Here is a 16493-nt window from a genome sequence, read left to right as displayed (position 1 = left end):
TTCCTGCGCAAAATGCGCAGGTCGTCCGGAGATCTCAACGTCTATGGGGGTCAAAGCCGTGTGCTTTGATCCGACGATGCAGGGAAATGTTCATATAGCATTGGTGACAACATTGTAAGGCTGTGTTGTCAGGGCTCGGGTCGTGCAGCCTCTTCGGGGGTGGTCTGATCTCGTGTCCCTTCAACCGCTGTGAGGGCCCGACAATCTCGTCGGGTCTGATGCAGGGTGACAATGTTTATATGCTCGGAGATTCAACGTATATTCTCACAAGGCGATGTGTGCCCCGCGATGCGGGTGCACGGGCCGGAGAATATGGATCTCCGGCCCAAAATCTGGATGGGAGCAAATGTTTATATGCGATAACTCGCAAACATATGTTCCTGCACAGGTGAAGTATGCGGGGCTCCGGAGCGCTAAATTCCGGACGAACTCCTCATTCGGGCCGGGGTTCCAACTCGGAATCTCCGGGCTGGATCCTGTGGTGGGATGAAAACGTTTATATGTGTTGAAGCACAAACGTTAATTCCTGCGCAGGTGGAATCTCGCGACCTGGTTGGGCCGAGTTCCCTGCTTTCAAGATGGATATGAAGGTTCGAGATTCGTTCTCGAATCTGATGCAGGAAACAAATGTTTAAATACTTATGAAATAAACATTGTTATCCTGATGATGGAGAATCAACACGACCGCCATTGTGCGGGTTGATTCTGACGTTGGCATTGGCAATGCGGAAATTTGTTCAGTAACCGCTAATTCTTCCAAGTTCAGTAAGTGTGCGTATTTCAAATTCTGGTTGATCCTGCCAGAGGCCACTGCTATCGGGGTTCGATTAAGCCATGCGAGTCGAGAGGGTTCGGCCCTCGGCATACTGCTCAGTAACACGTGGATAACCTGCCCTAAGGAAGGGGATAACCCCGGGAAACTGGGGATAATACCCTATAGGTTACAGATGCTGGAATGCTCTGTAACTCAAAGCTCCGGCGCCTTAGGATGGATCTGCGGCCGATTAGGTTGTTGTTGGGGTAACGGCCCAACAAGCCAGTAATCGGTACGGGTTGTGGGAGCAAGAGCCCGGAGTTGGATTCTGAGACACGAATCCAGGCCCTACGGGGCGCAGCAGGCGCGAAAACTTTACAATGCGGGCAACCGTGATAAGGGAACCTCGAGTGCCTGTATATGCAGGCTGTCCAGGTGTCTAAAGCACACCTGAAGAAAGGGCCGGGCAAGACCGGTGCCAGCCGCCGCGGTAATACCGGCGGCTCGAGTGGTGGCCACTTTTATTGGGCTTAAAGCGTTCGTAGCTGGGTTGTTAAGTCTCTTGGGAAATCCGACGGCTCAACCGTCGGGCGTCTAAGGGATACTGGCAATCTTGGAACCGGGAGAGGTGAGGGGTACTTCGGGGGTAGGAGTGAAATCCTGTAATCCTCGAGGGACCACCTGTGGCGAAGGCGCCTCACCAGAACGGCTTCGACAGTGAGGGACGAAAGCTGGGGGAGCAAACCGGATTAGATACCCGGGTAGTCCCAGCCGTAAACGATGCGCGTTAGGTGTATCGACGACCACGAGTCGTCGAGGTGCCGAAGGGAAACCGTGAAACGTGCCGCCTGGGAAGTACGGTCGCAAGGCTGAAACTTAAAGGAATTGGCGGGGGAGCACCACAACAGGTGGAGCCTGCGGTTTAATTGGACTCAACGCCGGAAATCTCACCGGATAAGACAGCGGAATGATTGCCGGGCTGAAGACTCTGCATGACTAGCTGAGAGGAGGTGCATGGCCGTCGTCAGTTCGTACTGTGAAGCATCCTGTTAAGTCAGGCAACGAGCGAGACCCACGCCAACAGTTGCCAGCACGATCCCCGGATTGGTGGGGACACTGTTGGGACCGCCTCTGCTAAAGGGGAGGAAGGAATGGGCAACGGTAGGTCAGCATGCCCCGAATTATCCGGGCTACACGCGGGCTACAATGGGCAGGACAATGGGTATCGACATCGAAAGGTGAAGGCAATCTCCTAAACCTGTCCGTAGTTCGGATTGTGGGCTGTAACTCGCCCACATGAAGCTGGAATCTGTAGTAATCGCGTTTCAAAATAACGCGGTGAATGTGTCCCTGCTCCTTGCACACACCGCCCGTCAAACCACCCGAGTGGGGTTTGGATGAGGCTGCGGTCGTTGCCGCAGTCGAATCTAGGTTCCGCAAGGGGGGTTAAGTCGTAACAAGGTAGCCGTAGGGGAATCTGCGGCTGGATCACCTCCTAAAGAAATCGACTTGGGAATCGCGGTTGCTGAACAAAACGTAAAATTGCCGATGTCAACGGGAGATTAGGGCTCATAGCTCAGTTGGAAGAGCGCCGCCTTTGCGAGGCGGAGGCCGGGGGTTCAAATCCCCCTGAGTCCACTGGGCAGGAAGCATCCCTTCCTGCCTTCGATGCACCCGGAGATGTGAATCACCGGGGAAGGGCTGAAGGTCTTTTGACCTGACGAAGCTGTGTATAGGTGCGTACTCTGGACGTTAAATGAGTTCAGCGGAACGACAGTATGCCTATCAGTGGATGGCTCGGTTCGAGTGCCGAAGAAGGGCGTGCCAAGCTGCGATAAGCTCCGGGAAGACGCATGGAGTCTACGATCCGGAGATCCCCTAATGGGACATCCCAACACTTCGGTGTTGATCCGTAAGGATCGGGAACCCCCCGAATTGAAACATCTTAGTAGGGGGAGGAAAAGAAATCAACCGAGATGTCGTTAGTAGAGGCGATCGAACACGACAGAGTTCAAACTGAATCCCGCAAGGGAGATGTGGTGTAGTAAGCCTACCGTCTGGGTACCAAGGTCAAATGGAAGTCCTCTGGAATGTGGCACCAAAGAGGGTGACAGTCCCGTACATGTAAGCCAAGGTATCCTGGTAGTGTCTTGAGTACCGCGGGTCGGAATTCTCGCGGGAATCTGGGGGTCATCAACCTCCAAAACTAAATACTACTCGAAACCGATAGCGTATTAGTAGCGTGAGCGAAGGCTGAAAAGTAACCCTTGAAAGGTGGTTAAAAGTGCCTGAAACTGATAGGTGATGGTGAGTTACGGCGCGAAAGGATCTTCCACGTGAAGGAACCCGTCGTGAGGCGGTAGTACGGGCGTGGTTGCCGGTGTCGTAACGTACGTTTTGAAGAACGGGCCAGAGAGTTTATTCTGTAGGCGAAGGTTAACCCAAAAGGGGAGCCGAAGGGAAACCAACAGGTCCGTAGCCTTCGGGCATGGGACGACGTATTAAAAGTGCGTGGAGTCTGCAGGATAAGACCCGAAGCCTAGCGATCTATGCGTGGGCAGGTTGAAGCGTGCCGAAAGGCGCGTGGAGGACCGCAAGCGGTTTTGATATGCAAATCATTCGCGTGACCTGCGTATAGGAGTGAAAGATTAATCGAGCTGGGCATCCGCTGGTTCCTCTCGAAACATGCCGTAGCATGACCTGGCTGGAGATAGACGGTGAGGTAGAGCACTGATTGGGGGAGCTGGGGGAGAAATCCCTCACCCTCCTGTCAAACTCCAAATTCCCCGTCGTCGAAGAAGGCTGGCAGTCCGCATTACGGGGTAAGCTTGTAATGCGTAAGGGAGACAACCCAGACCGTGGTTAATGTCCCTCAATGTAGGCTAAGTGTCAACACTGAAAGGCGTCCCAGGCCAAAGACAACTGGAAGGTGAGCTCAGAAGCAGCTATCCTTTAAAAAGTGCGTAACAGCTTACCAGTCGAGGTTTGGGGCACTGAAAATGGACGGGGCTAAAGCCTACTACAGATACCACGGACCACACTTTCGTGTGATGGCGTAGAGAGGCGTGCTGCCTGGGCAGAAGCAGGGGCGTGAGCTCCTGTGGACCGGGTAGTAATGAGAATTCTGGCATTAGTAGAAGCAAAGTTGGGTGAGAATCCCAACCGCCGGAGGGGCTAGGTTTCCTCGGCAATGTTCGTCAGCCGAGGGTTAGTCGGTCCTAAGGTGTGTCGTAATTCGAGCACATCAAAAGGGAAACAGGTTAATATTCCTGTACCATGCGTCTGTAGCAGTTTACTGCCCTGACGCTTCGGGATATGCCGGGCAGGGTCGTCGCCCTGTCCAAGCGTTCAAGCTCGTGGAGTACCGCCATGGTGAGAAGCGAGTGAAGGCGTGATGGGGTAACTCGGCAAATTCCTGGAGCCCGTGAAAAGGGAGACGTATGTCCGTACCGAGATCTGACACAGGTGCCCCTAGCTGAAGAGGCTAAGGCGTGTCGGTTTAATCGTGTTAAGGGAACTCGGCAAATTAGCCCCGTAACTTTGGGAGAAGGGGTGCCTGCCTGGCGATCAGGCAGGTCGCAGTGACCAGGGGACTCTGACTGTCTAATAACAACATAGGTGACTGCAACTCGGAAACGATTAGTATAGTCACTGATTCCTGCCCAGTGCGAGTATCTGAACACCGGGTTCAACCGGACGAAGGACTCGTAAACGGCGGGGGTAACTATGACCCTCTTAAGGTAGCGTAGTACCTTGTCGCTTAATTGGCGACTTGCATGAATGGATTAACAAGAGTCCTACTGTCCCTAACACGAGGCCGTTGAACATTTTATCCTAGTGCAGAGACTAGGGACTCCAGATGGGAAGTGAAGACCCCGTGGAGCTTTACTGCAGCCTGTCGCTGTGTTACGGTATTCCTTGCGCAGCGTAGATGGGAGGCGTCGATCCACCCCTTCCGGGGGGTGGGGAGCCAACAATGAGACACCATCCTTGGTTTACTGTAACACTTACTCAAACCTGAGGACAACGATAGGTAGGCAGTTTGGGTGGGGCGCCACACCCTCGAAAAAATATCAAGGGTGCCCTATGGTCAACTCATGTGAGTCAGAAACTCACAGGAGAGTGTCAAGAGCATAAGTTGGCCTGACGCGATTACGCATAGCAAGTAATCGCGAGAGGAAACTCGGGTCTAACGAACCAATGAGCCTTATTGATGAGGGCCATTGACGACAGAAAAGCTACCCCGGGGATAACAGAGTCGTCGCCGGCAAGAGCACATATCGACCCGGCGGCTTGCTACCTCGATGTCGGTTCTTTCCATCCTGGCCGTGCAGCAGCGGCCAAGGGTGAGGTTGTTCGCCTATTAAAGGGGATCGTGAGCTGGGTTTAGACCGTCGTGAGACAGGTCGGTTACTATCTATCTGGAGTGTTAGGAGTCTGAAGGTAAGATGGAAATAGTACGAGAGGAACTTTCCGTCGTCGCCTCTGGTCGATCGGTTGTCCGACAGGGCAATGCCGAGCAGCTACGCGATAAGGGATAAAAGCTGAAAGCATCTAAGCTTGAAACCTGACCTAAAAAGAGACTCCGTTGAGGACACGGGTAAAAGACCCGTTTGATAGGTCCGGGATGTAAGCACGAAGGCAACGACGTGTTCAGTCCGCGGATACTAACGTCCGATGTCTTCCGCTGAGCTCAGACGAAATCCGGAGTACGCACCATAGCGCCTTACAGCCGAATCTGATGAGGGTGTAACCCTTAAATAGATTGGGCGAGAACATAGTAAGGTAACACAGCTTGCCAAGGTGGCGGAGCGGCCACGCGGTTGACTGCAGATCAACTACACCCCGGTTCAAGTCCGGGCCTTGGCTTTGGTAATAGCGGCCATAGCAGAGGGGAAACACCTGGACCCATTCCGAACCCAGAAGTTAAGCCCTCTCACGTGATGTGCGGTACTGAGGTGCGCGAGCCCTCGGGAAACACAACTCGCTGCTATTACCTTCCTTTACACTGAAAACTGTTCTTTGAGTTTGCTGTTCTTTGAGTTTTTACTCTGTTTCTTTCTCGTGCGAACGCCTGTTATCGATCGTTCTTCTTCTGCGTAGCGCATGCTTTATCAATGATGGTATCATAAAATCGAAAGACGGGGGTGGAGAAGAGCGGAAACAATCCCTGTCGCCCTTGAGGCGCCTCCCGGGACATCCGGCACGATGCCCGGTCGGGCTCTTCCCCGTTCCCGGTGTTGGAATTGAGGTTTAAAGATTGGATCTCAAGGATGCCCGCCACTGCGGCAGCACCATTCTATCTGTTGGCGGTTGAGTATATTTAACTTTTGTCGCGAGTCGAATTATTTGCCTTTACCTCGGCGGCGCGCATCATGCTACCGGCGGCGCTTCTGAAGGGACCCTCTTCTGGACGTTTACGCCGTATGGCTGGCGCCTCTCCTGTACCCGGGAGAGGATCTGCGACAGCACCTCTTCGTCGGTTGGGAGACCCAGGGAGAGAACTTTCTTCATCCGGATCGGGACGGAGTCCATCCGGTAGCCCGTCCCCTCGCAGTCGATCCCCACACATGCGACCGGGATGTGGAGGTCCGCAAAGGAGGTGCTGAGCGAGACGAACGGATCGATGACGATCGTCGGGATCTTCGCAAGGTGCTCGTTGCACCTCCTCGGGAAGTGCGCCCCGGGATCGGCGCCGATGATGAGGCATGCATCGGCCTCGCCCCGCCGGAGCAGGTCGACCGCCGTCGTCTCGCCGGGGTTGTAGTAAGGTATCCCACGGGAGAAATCGACGCCGTAGGGGTAACCCGTGAGGTAGGAGAACGTCTGGTTGGTGCCGTTGACATTCCAGTGCCCGCGCATGGGGGTCAGGGTGAACTTCGTATGCCGGTTGAGTTCGTCGACGAGCTGGATGGCGTTCCTGACGTTCTTGTACCTGCCCCGGGACTGGGTCAGGCCTATTCCCGTGAAGAGCGCCCCGAACCGGGTGTTTTTGCAGAGGTCGGCGAGCCAGATCAACCTCTCCCGCGGGACGCCGGCGACGGTTGCGGGAAGGGTGTCTGCGTGGCCCCTGAGGATTGCCCGCAGGGCTGAAAAGACGGCGTAATCCCCGCCCGGCTTGATCCGGATGAACTCGTCGGCGATCTTCGCGGTATCGGTCTTCCTGATATCCACGACGATGAGGATCCGGTCATGGTGCCCGTTCTCCCGGTACTTCCCGTTGACGAACGTCGTATACCGGGAAAGGTGGCGCGGGTGCGACTCGATGGGATTTGAGCCCCAGTAGATCACGACGTCGGCCCGGTTCTTCACGGTACCGAGCGTGCACCCCGGGTGGCCCGCCTCCTGGATGCCCATGATCGAGGGGCCGTGACAGATCGACGAACAGTTGTCGATGACGCCCCCGATCGCTTCGGCAATATGGATGCCGATGCACTGTGCCTCCGCGGACGTCCCGCTCCACCCAAAGAGGAGCGGTCGTTCGGCGTCGGCGAGCACCTCTGCGGTATACCGGATCGCCCCCTGAAAGTCGATCGCGCTCCAGGTGCCTCCATCGTTCGATATCGGGTGCGTAAGACGGCTCTGCGAGAGGAACTTCTCTGAGCCGAGCGAACATGCGTTATCGACCGACCTGACGGCCCCGTCCCCGACCTCCACGACGAGGTCATCGCAGAGGCACCCACAGAGCGGGCAGACGACATCGCTGACGGTCACGACTTCGTCGTCTTCTCCGCCGGGGAGTGCCGGCACCGGAGGGCATGCGGCCCCGCCTTCCTCGATGAGGATATCCCAGCCCGACCGCGGGGGTCTCCGTGTCGGGGTCACCGTCCCTTTCAGCCACTTGTAGTCAGGGGCACCGGTCCCCCGCGTGGTCGCATGCAGGATGGCATTTGCGTGCGGCCCGCAGGGGATGAACACGGTCCCGGAGACGAGATCGTCGCAGGGTGTGGCGGTGAAGACTTCTTCTCCTGTGGCGGTTGAGAGGAGAAGAGAGTCGCCTGCCGCCGCGCCGAGTTCCAGGAGATCGAACGGGTTGACGAAACAGCGTGCCGTCTCTTCGGAGTACCGGGGCATGTCTTTGTAGTAGAGTTCTCCGCCCTGGGCGATCGTCCTCCCGCTCGTGATGAGAACGTCCATAGAAGGTCAATCAGACTTCTGCATGGATAATAGTTGTTAATGTGGTTTACTTTCGGGATATGTAAACGATATATTTTGCCACCAGTCCGGGATGAATCCGCTTCTACGGAGAGCCCATGGAGGAAAGCAGCGGTAGAATAGGTTGGGCGGGGATGGTGACACCGTTCCCGCCCGGCTTCCATGGCGTTTCCAGAGGCACCCGGATGACGGTTCGCGTCCCCTTCAGCTCCTCCCGGGTGACCTGCTGGTTCATTACGTTGATGCTTATGAGAATTCAGGGCGTGATCGTTACTTCATCAGCCTCTTGCCAACGGGGGATCTTCATCTGGTATTCCAGTTCCTCCGCATTCCGTTGCTCTCATGATGCACCGCAGATGCAGTGGCACCATACTCTCAATATATATCTAAACTATTTAACTTTATTCATTTGTTGAATAAATGGCATTAACTCGATAGGTTCACCACCTCCGGCGGGGACCTCTCGTGGCCCGTCTCTCCCCCCGGCCCCACGCATGCGGCAGAGGCGCGGTGCTCTGACCGCGACCGTGGAGCACCGGGAGGTCAGATCACCGCAGTCTGTGCCGCCGCCTCTTTCTCCTGCCGGAACGTCTCGCCAAGTTCAAAGAGGTTGTCCTGGCTGAGGTGCTGCTCCGCCAGGGCAAAGACCCTCCCCTCCTCCGTCGCGAAGTGCGCCTCGATCTCCCCCCTCAGTTCGCGGAGCCCCGGCATCCAGGCGTCGTCCCGGAGCGGTATTCTCTCGAAGCGTACAAGCACAGCACGAACAGCATCATGTTCGTCGAGCGACCTCCGGATCTCTTCCGGCACCATATCCCGGAGCCATGCATACAGCGTGGCCTCCTCCGCGTACATGTGGCCCGTCAGTTCCCGGCGCAGTGTGATGCACCGGACGTCCCGGGTCTCGGGTTTGTTCTCGAGGTCGTCGAAGAGCACCCCGATGAGTCCGTGGTCCTCCCGGATCAGTTCAAGAATCTGCGGCATATGCGTCCTCCGTCCGGGGGAGAATAGGGGATGAGGGACTTAACGGTTTCGCCCGGGATGTCCCGGCCAAAAAAGAGAGGTGCCGACACCTTCGCCCGGCCGCTCAGCGTGCCGCCATCGGCATCGCGCTCTTCTTTGCCTCTTCGTAACTGCTCCCCATACCCGATAGGTCGCTGCTGCTCATCTTCTGCTGCATCTCGGGGAAGATATGCTCCTCCTCCTCGCTGATGTGGTGCTGCACGTTCTCCTGGATCACCGTTATCTTCGCCACCCAGACGTCTTCTTCTGAGGACGATGCGCTGTCGAGCTGGGATAGGAGCGTCTTGACCGCGTTGTGCTCCTCGATTGACTCGAGGGCCATCTCCTTCATGCCTGCGTCCATCAACTTCGGGTATACGGCCTGTTCCTCCCCTACCATGTGCGGTATGAGGTTCTCCTTCATGGTGTTGTACTTCTGCTCCCGGCTGCTCGTGCCCTTGCTCGCGAGTTCCGAGAGCTGCGAGAGCACCACCTCGTGCTCCTGCTTCAGGATATCGATAACGTTCTGTGCCATCGAGTCACTTCCCCCCCGCTCTTGCAGGGAGGCCATGAGGGGCGAGACGGGTATATATACATTATGCGCTGTTCCGTCCCGCGGCCTCTTCTCCCGTTCCGGCAGCGGTATCCCCGGCTGGACGGCGGATCATGCCGATCCCCCGGCAGGGGCTCCCGGATATCCATAAATGCTCCTGGTGCATAGGATTGTACATGCCAAACGAGGACCGGGCCTCCCCGGCTCCCGGAACGAAACTCCGGCGCGAACTCGGCCTTCCCGCGGTCACCCTCTCGGGCGTCGGGATCATCCTCGGGGCCGGGATCTATGCCCTGCTCGGGGAAGCGGCCGGCATGGCCGGAAACGCCGTCTGGCTGACGTTTGCCATCGCTGCGGCCATCGCCGGTTTCAGCGCGCTCGGTTACGCCGAACTCTCGTCGATGTACCCCCGTGCGAGCGCCGAGTTCGAGTACGTTAGAAACGCCTTCGGGAGGAGGCTCGCCTTCGTCGTCGGGTGGCTGATCGCCCTCTCCGGGATCCTCGGGGCCGCGACCGTCTCGCTCGGGTTCTCCGGCTACTTCTCGGACCTCTTCGGCGTCCCGGCTCTCCCCGCCGCGATCCTCCTCCTCCTCGTCCTTACCGGGGTCCTCCTCTACGGCATCAGGGAGACCGCCCGGGCCGCCGTCGCCATGACGCTCATCGAGGTCGGGGGGATCGTCATGGTCATCCTGATCGGCCTCCCGTACCTTGGCCGGGTGGACTATCTCGAGATGCCCTTCGGGGTTCCAGGTCTCCTGCAGGCCTCCGCACTCGTCTTCTTCGCCTACATGGGGTTTGAGGAGATCGTGAAACTCTCGGAGGAGACCAAAGACCCGGAACAAACCATCCCCCGCGCCCTGATGATCGCGCTCGTCATCTCTGTCCTTCTCTACATCCTGGTCTCACTCGCTGCCGTCTCGGTCGTCGGGTGGGAACAGCTCGCCGCCTCCCGGGCGCCCTTCGCCGAGGTCGCGGCCGTCGCTCTCGGCCCTGCGGCGTTCACCCTTATCTCCGTCATCGCCCTCTTTGCTACGGCAAACACCGCCCTCCTGATGATGATGGCGTCGTCCCGGATCCTCTACGGAATGGCCTCCTCCTCCTCGCTCCCTTCGGTCTTCGCCCGGGTGCACCGCCGGACGCGGACGCCCTGGGCGGCAACCATCGCCGTCGCACTCGCCTCCATCGTCTTCCTCTTTGCCGGCGAGATCGACTTCGTTGCAAGCATCACGAACTTCACGCTCTTCGTGACGTTTGCCATCATCAACGCCTCCGTGATCCTGCTCCGCTACCGCGCTCCGGACGTGGCCCGACCGTTCCGGATACCGGGCAACATCGGCAGGTTCCCGCTCATCCCGGCCGTCGGGATCGTCTCGACCCTCCTCCTCCTCACCCAGCTGGGCTCTCTCGTGCTGATGGTCGGCGGGGTGATGGTCGTCATCGGCGCGCTGATCGCCCTCTTCGGCGAGAAGGGGTCGGCCGCTCCCTAACCTTCTCCCGGCTCTTTTGCCCGGTAGCGCTCGATCTCCCCGACCGCCTCCAGTCTCCCGTCCGAGAGGACGGATATGGCGCCGTGACCGCATGCGACCAGGCACCGGCGGCCGGCCGGGGCGAGTTCTTCGTCCGTTTCCCGGATCAACTCAAGCAACGCCTTCCTCTCCTGGCGTGCACGGTCGCTGTCGACGTTGACCGAGGTGACCAGGAAGTCGGCAAGCGAGTTGTAGCGCTTCCGCTCCTCGTCGAGGCTTCCGAAGTTGATCAGGGTGTCGGCGGTGAAGATGATCCCGTGTGTGGGGCAGAAGAAGTAGACCTGGCCGTGCATGTGCCCGCCAAGGGATTCCAGCACCTCGAACTCGAGGTCGTGGACCCTGAAGCGTGCGAGGATGGGAAAGATCGAGCGCATCCCGATCCGTCCCGCTGCAAAGACCTCCGGGTTCTTCGGGGGAGTGAACTGCGAGAAGAGGTTGATGACGGTCGTGTAGACCTCTTCGAGGATCGAGGACTCGCTGCGCGACCCGTAGGCCCGGTTTGCCCGGCGGATGATCTCGAGCGACCCGGTGTGCGTATACGCCGTTGCGTCGAAGAACCCCGCCGCCCCGCAGTGGTCGGCGTCGGCGTGGGTGATGTAGATCTGGTTGAGCTTCCCCGGATCCCCGAGGTCGTAGTGCCGGAACATCCGGACGGCGTCTTCGTGGTAAACCCCGTATCCGGTATCGATCATCACCGTCTCGTCCGGGGCGCGGAGCAGGAAGATGTTCCCGCCGCCCGGCATCTGGAAGCAGAAGACCTCGACGTCGTCGGTGAGGGCGATCCGCTGGACGTCGGCGTAGAACCCATCGCCGGTCGTGTTCTTGAGCGTCCGGCCGGTGCGGAGGATGGACTCGAAGACCTCTCTTGGATCCTGGCCGAGGCTGTTCAATTCCTGGACGATGTGGTTGACGTCCTGCAGGAGCGAGAGCAGGAACTCGTCCTCCGCCGTCCCGATCAGTCCTCGCACCGCCTGGGCGAACCGGACGTAGAAGACGGTGTCGTCGAGCTGCTCGCCGGTGGTGTCATACTCGAGGATCTCAAGCCGGTAGCGGGACTTCAGCCGGTCGAGCAGGCTCTCGACGATCGCGGTCTCTTCGACGTTCAGGCTGATGGTGACTCTGCCGGGGTCGCACCGCCGGTCGTCGAAGTCGATGTAGGCGATGTTCGCCCCCGCCCCGGTGATGTAGGTGAGGAGCTCGAAGAGGGATCCGGGCTCGTGAGGGAGGTATACGGAGAATTTGAGAAATCCGAGGGTGGGGAGCGACTCCTGGAGGTAGCCGAGCGCATGGAGGTCTTCTTTCATCCGGGAGTATCCCTCCGGTTCCGCGGCAACCTCAAAGAAGACCGTGGCGGGATCGATCCGGCGGTCGTACTGGATGCGGATGATGTTACCGGAGTAGGACTTGACGATCTCGGCCACGCGATGCAGCGTGCCCGGTTTATCGGGCACTCTGGCGACAAAAGAATATTTATTCACCCGGTTCACCTTATGATTCCATAGAGGTGAGCGACCGTCCTATAAGCACTTTTTTGTGCGGTGCGACACCTCTGACGAGAAAAGGGAGGCTTCTTTGGCCGCTGATCACGCCGCCATGAACTTCCGGCAGACCGCCTGCGCCCAGGCGCGGACGACCTGAACGTCGCGGAAGTCCCCGGTCTTTGCCCGGATCATCTTGATGATGGTGCGGTCGGTGAAGGAGAGGCCGCCGCTCTCCAGTCTGCCCGGGAAGATACCGACCTCCACCGGGTTGACGAGCATCCTGACGGCGTCCATCGATGCCTCCGCTTTCCTGAGGATCTCGGGGCTTCTGTCCGTGACCGTGAGGCCCACGGCGAAGTAGGCGACCGGGATGGTGCGGAGGTGGTTCTGGTTCTTCTCGATGAAGACCTGCGGTTCCGGGAGCCACTTCCCCATGTAGATCGGGCTCCCGATGACGGCGGCCCGGTACGGGGAGAGGTCCCGGACCTCGCTCACCGGCATTACATCAACATCGGCGCCTGATCTGCGGAGTTCTTCGCCAATCGCCTCCGCCACTTCTGCGGTCGAGCCGTAACGGGTGGCGTAGGCAACAAGAATCCTCTCTGTCATGTGTAGGTACTTCGTGCTCGAACGGGTTATCTTCTTATGGGTTGGTCCCCCTTTCTGGTTCGATGACGACAGGAGATGAGGATACTGAGCGGTGGTATCGGAGGGGTCGGGTCCTCTGCACCACCGGATGTTTCAGCGATGCGGTCGTCTGTTACGATGAAGCACTTGAGCTCTCCCCCGCCGACCCTCTCCTCTGGCGGAGAAAGGGTTTTGCGCTCATCAAGGCCGGCCGCTACGCCGAGGCGGCCGCCTGTTTCGACCGGGCGCTCAGCCTCGACCCCGGCGATGCGACGGCATGGCAGCGGAAGGGCTACGCCCTCGCGCACCTCGGGGAGCATGAAGATGCGGTCGCCTGCTTTGACCTGGCGCTCGGCCTTGACCCGGAGCACGTTCTCGCCTGGCAGAGCCGGGGCTGGGTGCTCGGGGTGATCTGCCGCTACGACGAAGCGATGGAATGTTACGAGGCAGTCCTCTCGATCGACCCGGAGCGGGGGTCCGCGGTCTGGCACCGGGATCGGATGCGGGAGAGGCGGGATCTCGCGGCGCTCGAGGCCGAGATCCGGGAGGCCGAAGGGGTCGTCGAGGTGCCGGCCTGCATCCGCGACGTCGTCCGGGAGCGGGACTACGGCAACGTGTCTCTCGCACGGACGGTGCTCCGGGAACTCGCCCGCCGGGCGGAGAGCGCGGCGGTTCAGGGCCGGTGAGTCTTCTCGTCCGGTGCCGGTCCCTTCTTTGCGGTGCTGTACAAATCGGGTAAGACATTTTCGAGGTATTTGACGGCATCGTTGATCCGGCGGACCTGCTCCCGGATCCACCCGGCGGTCTCTTCATCCTCCATCAGATCTGCCCGAGCGAGGAGCACCTGCAGGGGGTTTCTGATGCGATCGGAGATGGTGGCGAGGAGTTCCCGGGCAGAGTCGGCGGCCTCATTCTCCACTCGTGCCGAATACAGGGCGTACTGTCCGGAGGAGCCAGCAGGGAACCGGCCACGTCCTGGATTGGGATCACGGGCGTCCGACTCCCCGTCCGGCCTCTCCGGAGCATCGGTGTTTGTCGTCATCGGGCTGTGTTGCACACTCCAATCGGTCGTCTCTTACCGGGGCCCCGGAGGAGTGCCGTTCTCCATGCCGCCGGGCATCCCGCCTTCTCCCATACCCTCCAAAACCCCGAGCGCTTCTATGAGTTCCTTCTCGGAGACACCGAGCGTTGCCGCTGCATCAGCGAAGATGTTCCGGCCCTGGCCCGGTTCGCCGAGCGCCGCCCGGAGTTCCTCTTCGGTGACCCCGAGCGCGACCGCGGCCGAGGCGAAGTCCATCTGCGGCTGCTCACGCTGCCCCGGGGCCGTCCCGTTTGCCCGAGGCGCTCCCACGTCTTCTTGCGGCTGCCCTGCGGGCTGTGATTCACCGCTCGCGCTGGTGCATCCGCATGCTGCTGCAATAACGACGAGCATAGCGATCGCACAGATACCAATCTGTTTTCTTGCGACATATGTTTCGGGTAAAAATGGGTAATCTCCTGTCTGTACACTATTCGGCCCGCAGCGCCTCGATCGGGTCGAGGTTAGATGCCCGCCATGCCGGGTAAACCCCGGTGACGATGCAGATTGCGGCGCCGATGGCCATGGCTATCGGGACGTAACCGATGCTCCCGGGAGCGAAGAAGTACTCGGTGGTGCCGACCATGCCAAGCACGACGATATAGCCGATGACGATGCTCGCAACGGCACCGATGACCGCTCCGACGATCCCGAGAATCCCTGCCTCGTAGATGAACATCCGCAGGATCTCGGTTCGCTGCGTCCCGATGGAGCGGAGGATCCCGATCTCCCGTATCCGTTCGTTCACCGACATCATCATCACGTTGAAGATCGAGACCGCGGCGACGAGGAGCGAGATCCCTGCGATCGCCATCACGAACGTCGTCATCGTGGAGACCGTCGAGGTGATGCTCTCCGTCATCCGGCTGCTGTCCTGGATGGTGACCGTATCTTCTTTCCGGTTGAGTTCGTCTTCGATCGCCTCCGTGACCGCATCGATATCGTTCAAGTCGTTCACGACGATGTTGACCTGATCGTACTCACCTTCGCCGCCGTAGATGCCGACAAAGAGTTTCTGGGTCCCGATGATCGCCATATCCGTGGAGAGATCCATCGACATGCCGCGCTCCTCGAGGATGCCGACGACCCGGACGGTCGTGGTGGACCCCTCGTCGGGGTCGCCGATATCGATCTTGCTCCCGATCTTGAGGTCGAGCCGTTCTGCAAGCGTCGGCCCGACGACCACCGAGGTCGTGCTCTTGGGGTACTCCCCCGTCTCGACGGTGAGAATCTCGCGCATGATCTCCGCATCAAGGCCGTAGATGGTCGCTCTTCCTTCTTCCGAGCCGACCTCGATCTGGTCGGATTCCGACATAATGGTGTAGGCGGTCCCGTACTTCGCGACGATGCGTTGAATTGTCTTGAACTCTTTTTCCGTGATCGCATCGTCGTCGTCGGAACTACCGCCCCCGCCTCCGGGCCCTCCCATCATGCCGCCCCCACCCCCGGTGTAGGGGGTGACGGTGAGTTTGTTCGCCATATCGGAGAGTTCCTCCGTGACCGAAAGCGTCATGTTCGCCCCCATCATGCCGATCGAGGCGATGGCGACGACGCCGATGACGATGCCGAGGGCGGCAAGGACCGAACGGAGGAAGTGGAGCCGGACACTCCGTACCGAGAGCGCGAAGATGATGTCGTTTCCGATCATGCGACCATCCCGTCCCGTATCGTGATCGTCCTGTCCGCGTACTCGGCGGTCTCCGGGTTATGGGTCACCATGACGATCGTCCGGCCCCTGTGGTGGAGGTCGCCGAGGATCTCCATGATCTGGAGGCTCGTCTGCGAGTCCAGGTTCCCGGTCGGTTCGTCGCAGAGGAGGATCGCCGGGTCGTTGACGAGCGCTCTCGCAATGGCGATCCGTTGCTGCTGGCCTCCCGAGAGTTCGTTTGGCTTATGTGCCGAGAGATTTTCATCGATCCCGACCATGGCGAGCAGATCCCGCACCCTTCCGGTGTCGTCGTTCTTCCTGTGCTTCATGATGTAGGGGTATTCGACGTTCTCGTAGGCGGAGAGGAGGGGGATGAGGTTGAACTTCTGGAAGATGTAGCCGATGGAGGTGAGCCGGAGGCTGGTCAGCTCCCGGTCGTCCATCTCCCGGGTGTTCTTCCCGGCGAGGAAGAGGTCGCCCGACGTGGGGCGGTCCAGGCACCCGATCTGGTTGAGGAGGGTCGACTTTCCCGACCCCGACGGCCCCATGATGGCGACGAACTCCCCCTCGTCGATCCGGAGGGATATCCCTCTTAACGCCGTGACGTCCCCCGAAGGGAGGGGGTAGATTTTTTTGACGTCGTCGAGTTCGATAACCGGACTGCTCATCTGT

Annotated in this window: 11 protein-coding genes, 2 tRNA genes and 3 rRNA genes; 7 read left to right on the top strand and 9 right to left on the bottom strand. The window is 59.2% G+C overall.

Annotated elements, in window-relative coordinates; all coding sequences use genetic code 11:
* Positions 1–784 precede the first annotated feature (784 nt).
* The 5 genes from FKB36_RS04280 (at position 785) to rrf (ending at position 5750) form a co-directional block, all read left to right on the top strand.
* A 16S ribosomal RNA gene (locus tag FKB36_RS04280) occupies positions 785–2251 on the top strand.
* A gap of 68 nt (positions 2252–2319) precedes the next feature.
* Positions 2320–2392: transfer RNA gene (locus FKB36_RS04275), tRNA-Ala, on the top strand.
* A gap of 124 nt (positions 2393–2516) precedes the next feature.
* Positions 2517–5445, top strand: a 23S ribosomal RNA gene (locus tag FKB36_RS04270).
* Between the two features lie 106 nt (positions 5446–5551).
* Positions 5552–5623: transfer RNA gene (locus FKB36_RS04265), tRNA-Cys, on the top strand.
* 5 nt (positions 5624–5628) lie between these two features.
* Positions 5629–5750, top strand: a 5S ribosomal RNA gene (rrf, locus tag FKB36_RS04260).
* Together the 16S, 23S and 5S rRNA genes with 2 tRNA genes alongside form the textbook arrangement of a ribosomal RNA operon.
* Before the next feature lie 377 nt (positions 5751–6127).
* Here rrf and FKB36_RS04255 read toward each other — a convergent pair.
* The 3 genes from FKB36_RS04255 to FKB36_RS04240 form a co-directional block, all read right to left on the bottom strand.
* Positions 6128–7891 (bottom strand): formylmethanofuran dehydrogenase subunit B, encoded by a 1764-nt coding sequence (locus FKB36_RS04255; RefSeq protein ID WP_315901818.1) that lies wholly within the window; start codon positions 7889–7891, stop codon positions 6128–6130.
* Positions 7892–8452: 561 nt separating this feature from the next.
* Positions 8453–8890, bottom strand: a complete 438-nt coding sequence (locus tag FKB36_RS04245) for a hemerythrin domain-containing protein (RefSeq protein WP_261596797.1) — start codon at positions 8888–8890, stop codon at positions 8453–8455.
* Positions 8891–8993: 103 nt separating this feature from the next.
* On the bottom strand, positions 8994–9443 hold the full coding sequence (locus FKB36_RS04240; protein ID WP_261596796.1) for a hemerythrin domain-containing protein: 450 nt from the start codon (positions 9441–9443) through the stop codon (positions 8994–8996).
* 194 nt (positions 9444–9637) lie between these two features.
* On the opposite strand from FKB36_RS04240, the gene FKB36_RS04235 reads away from it, so the two are divergent.
* Entirely contained in the window at positions 9638–10948 is a 1311-nt protein-coding gene (locus FKB36_RS04235) for an APC family permease (protein ID WP_261596795.1), read from the top strand.
* Here FKB36_RS04235 and FKB36_RS04230 read toward each other — a convergent pair.
* Positions 10945–12465 (bottom strand): MBL fold metallo-hydrolase, encoded by a 1521-nt coding sequence (locus FKB36_RS04230; RefSeq protein ID WP_261596794.1) that lies wholly within the window; start codon positions 12463–12465, stop codon positions 10945–10947. The genes FKB36_RS04235 and FKB36_RS04230 overlap by 4 nt on opposite strands.
* Positions 12466–12570: 105 nt before the next feature.
* On the bottom strand, positions 12571–13077 hold the full coding sequence (locus FKB36_RS04225; protein ID WP_261596793.1) for a flavodoxin domain-containing protein: 507 nt from the start codon (positions 13075–13077) through the stop codon (positions 12571–12573).
* Between the two features lie 62 nt (positions 13078–13139).
* Here FKB36_RS04225 and FKB36_RS04220 point away from each other — a divergent pair, with 62 nt between their 5' ends.
* Positions 13140–13781, top strand: a complete 642-nt coding sequence (locus tag FKB36_RS04220; RefSeq protein WP_261596791.1) for a tetratricopeptide repeat protein — start codon at positions 13140–13142, stop codon at positions 13779–13781.
* On the opposite strand, the gene FKB36_RS04215 is transcribed toward FKB36_RS04220, so the two are convergent.
* The 4 genes from FKB36_RS04215 to FKB36_RS04200 all read right to left on the bottom strand — a co-directional run bounded on the left by FKB36_RS04215 (position 13769) and on the right by FKB36_RS04200 (position 16489).
* The gene (locus tag FKB36_RS04215) at positions 13769–14137 is read right to left on the bottom strand and encodes a histidine kinase dimerization/phospho-acceptor domain-containing protein (protein WP_261596790.1); all 369 of its coding nucleotides are present in this window, start codon (positions 14135–14137) and stop codon (positions 13769–13771) included. The two genes, FKB36_RS04220 and FKB36_RS04215, sit on opposite strands and share 13 nt — an antisense overlap.
* Before the next feature lie 33 nt (positions 14138–14170).
* Complete coding sequence (locus FKB36_RS04210; protein WP_261596789.1) at positions 14171–14392, bottom strand: hypothetical protein; 222 nt, start codon at positions 14390–14392, stop codon at positions 14171–14173.
* 211 nt (positions 14393–14603) lie between these two features.
* Complete coding sequence (locus FKB36_RS04205; RefSeq protein ID WP_261596788.1) at positions 14604–15821, bottom strand: ABC transporter permease; 1218 nt, start codon at positions 15819–15821, stop codon at positions 14604–14606.
* Complete coding sequence (locus tag FKB36_RS04200; protein WP_261596787.1) at positions 15818–16489, bottom strand: ABC transporter ATP-binding protein; 672 nt, start codon at positions 16487–16489, stop codon at positions 15818–15820. The genes FKB36_RS04205 and FKB36_RS04200 overlap by 4 nt, the downstream gene beginning before the upstream one ends.
* Positions 16490–16493: the final 4 nt, after the last annotated feature.

It is taken from the genome of Methanoculleus formosensis, assembly GCF_025384765.1.
Lineage (GTDB): Archaea > Halobacteriota > Methanomicrobia > Methanomicrobiales > Methanoculleaceae > Methanoculleus > Methanoculleus formosensis.
Note: the sequence above shows the minus strand (reverse complement) of the source record. Positions and strands in the feature narration are given on the sequence as shown.

Bases quoted from the DNA above. Each gene is read 5' to 3' on its own strand.
- FKB36_RS04255 (WP_315901818.1), bottom strand. From the start codon at position 7,891: ATGGACGTTCTCATCACGAGCGGGAGGACGATCGCCCAGGGCGGAGAA.
- FKB36_RS04245 (WP_261596797.1), bottom strand. From the start codon at position 8,890: ATGCCGCAGATTCTTGAACTGATCCGGGAGGACCACGGACTCATCGGG.
- FKB36_RS04240 (WP_261596796.1), bottom strand. From the start codon at position 9,443: ATGGCACAGAACGTTATCGATATCCTGAAGCAGGAGCACGAGGTGGTG.
- FKB36_RS04235 (WP_261596795.1), top strand. From the start codon at position 9,638: ATGCCAAACGAGGACCGGGCCTCCCCGGCTCCCGGAACGAAACTCCGG.
- FKB36_RS04225 (WP_261596793.1), bottom strand. From the start codon at position 13,077: ATGACAGAGAGGATTCTTGTTGCCTACGCCACCCGTTACGGCTCGACC.
- FKB36_RS04220 (WP_261596791.1), top strand. From the start codon at position 13,140: ATGACGACAGGAGATGAGGATACTGAGCGGTGGTATCGGAGGGGTCGG.
- FKB36_RS04215 (WP_261596790.1), bottom strand. From the start codon at position 14,137: ATGACGACAAACACCGATGCTCCGGAGAGGCCGGACGGGGAGTCGGAC.
- FKB36_RS04210 (WP_261596789.1), bottom strand. From the start codon at position 14,392: ATGGACTTCGCCTCGGCCGCGGTCGCGCTCGGGGTCACCGAAGAGGAA.
- FKB36_RS04205 (WP_261596788.1), bottom strand. From the start codon at position 15,821: ATGATCGGAAACGACATCATCTTCGCGCTCTCGGTACGGAGTGTCCGG.
- FKB36_RS04200 (WP_261596787.1), bottom strand. From the start codon at position 16,489: ATGAGCAGTCCGGTTATCGAACTCGACGACGTCAAAAAAATCTACCCC.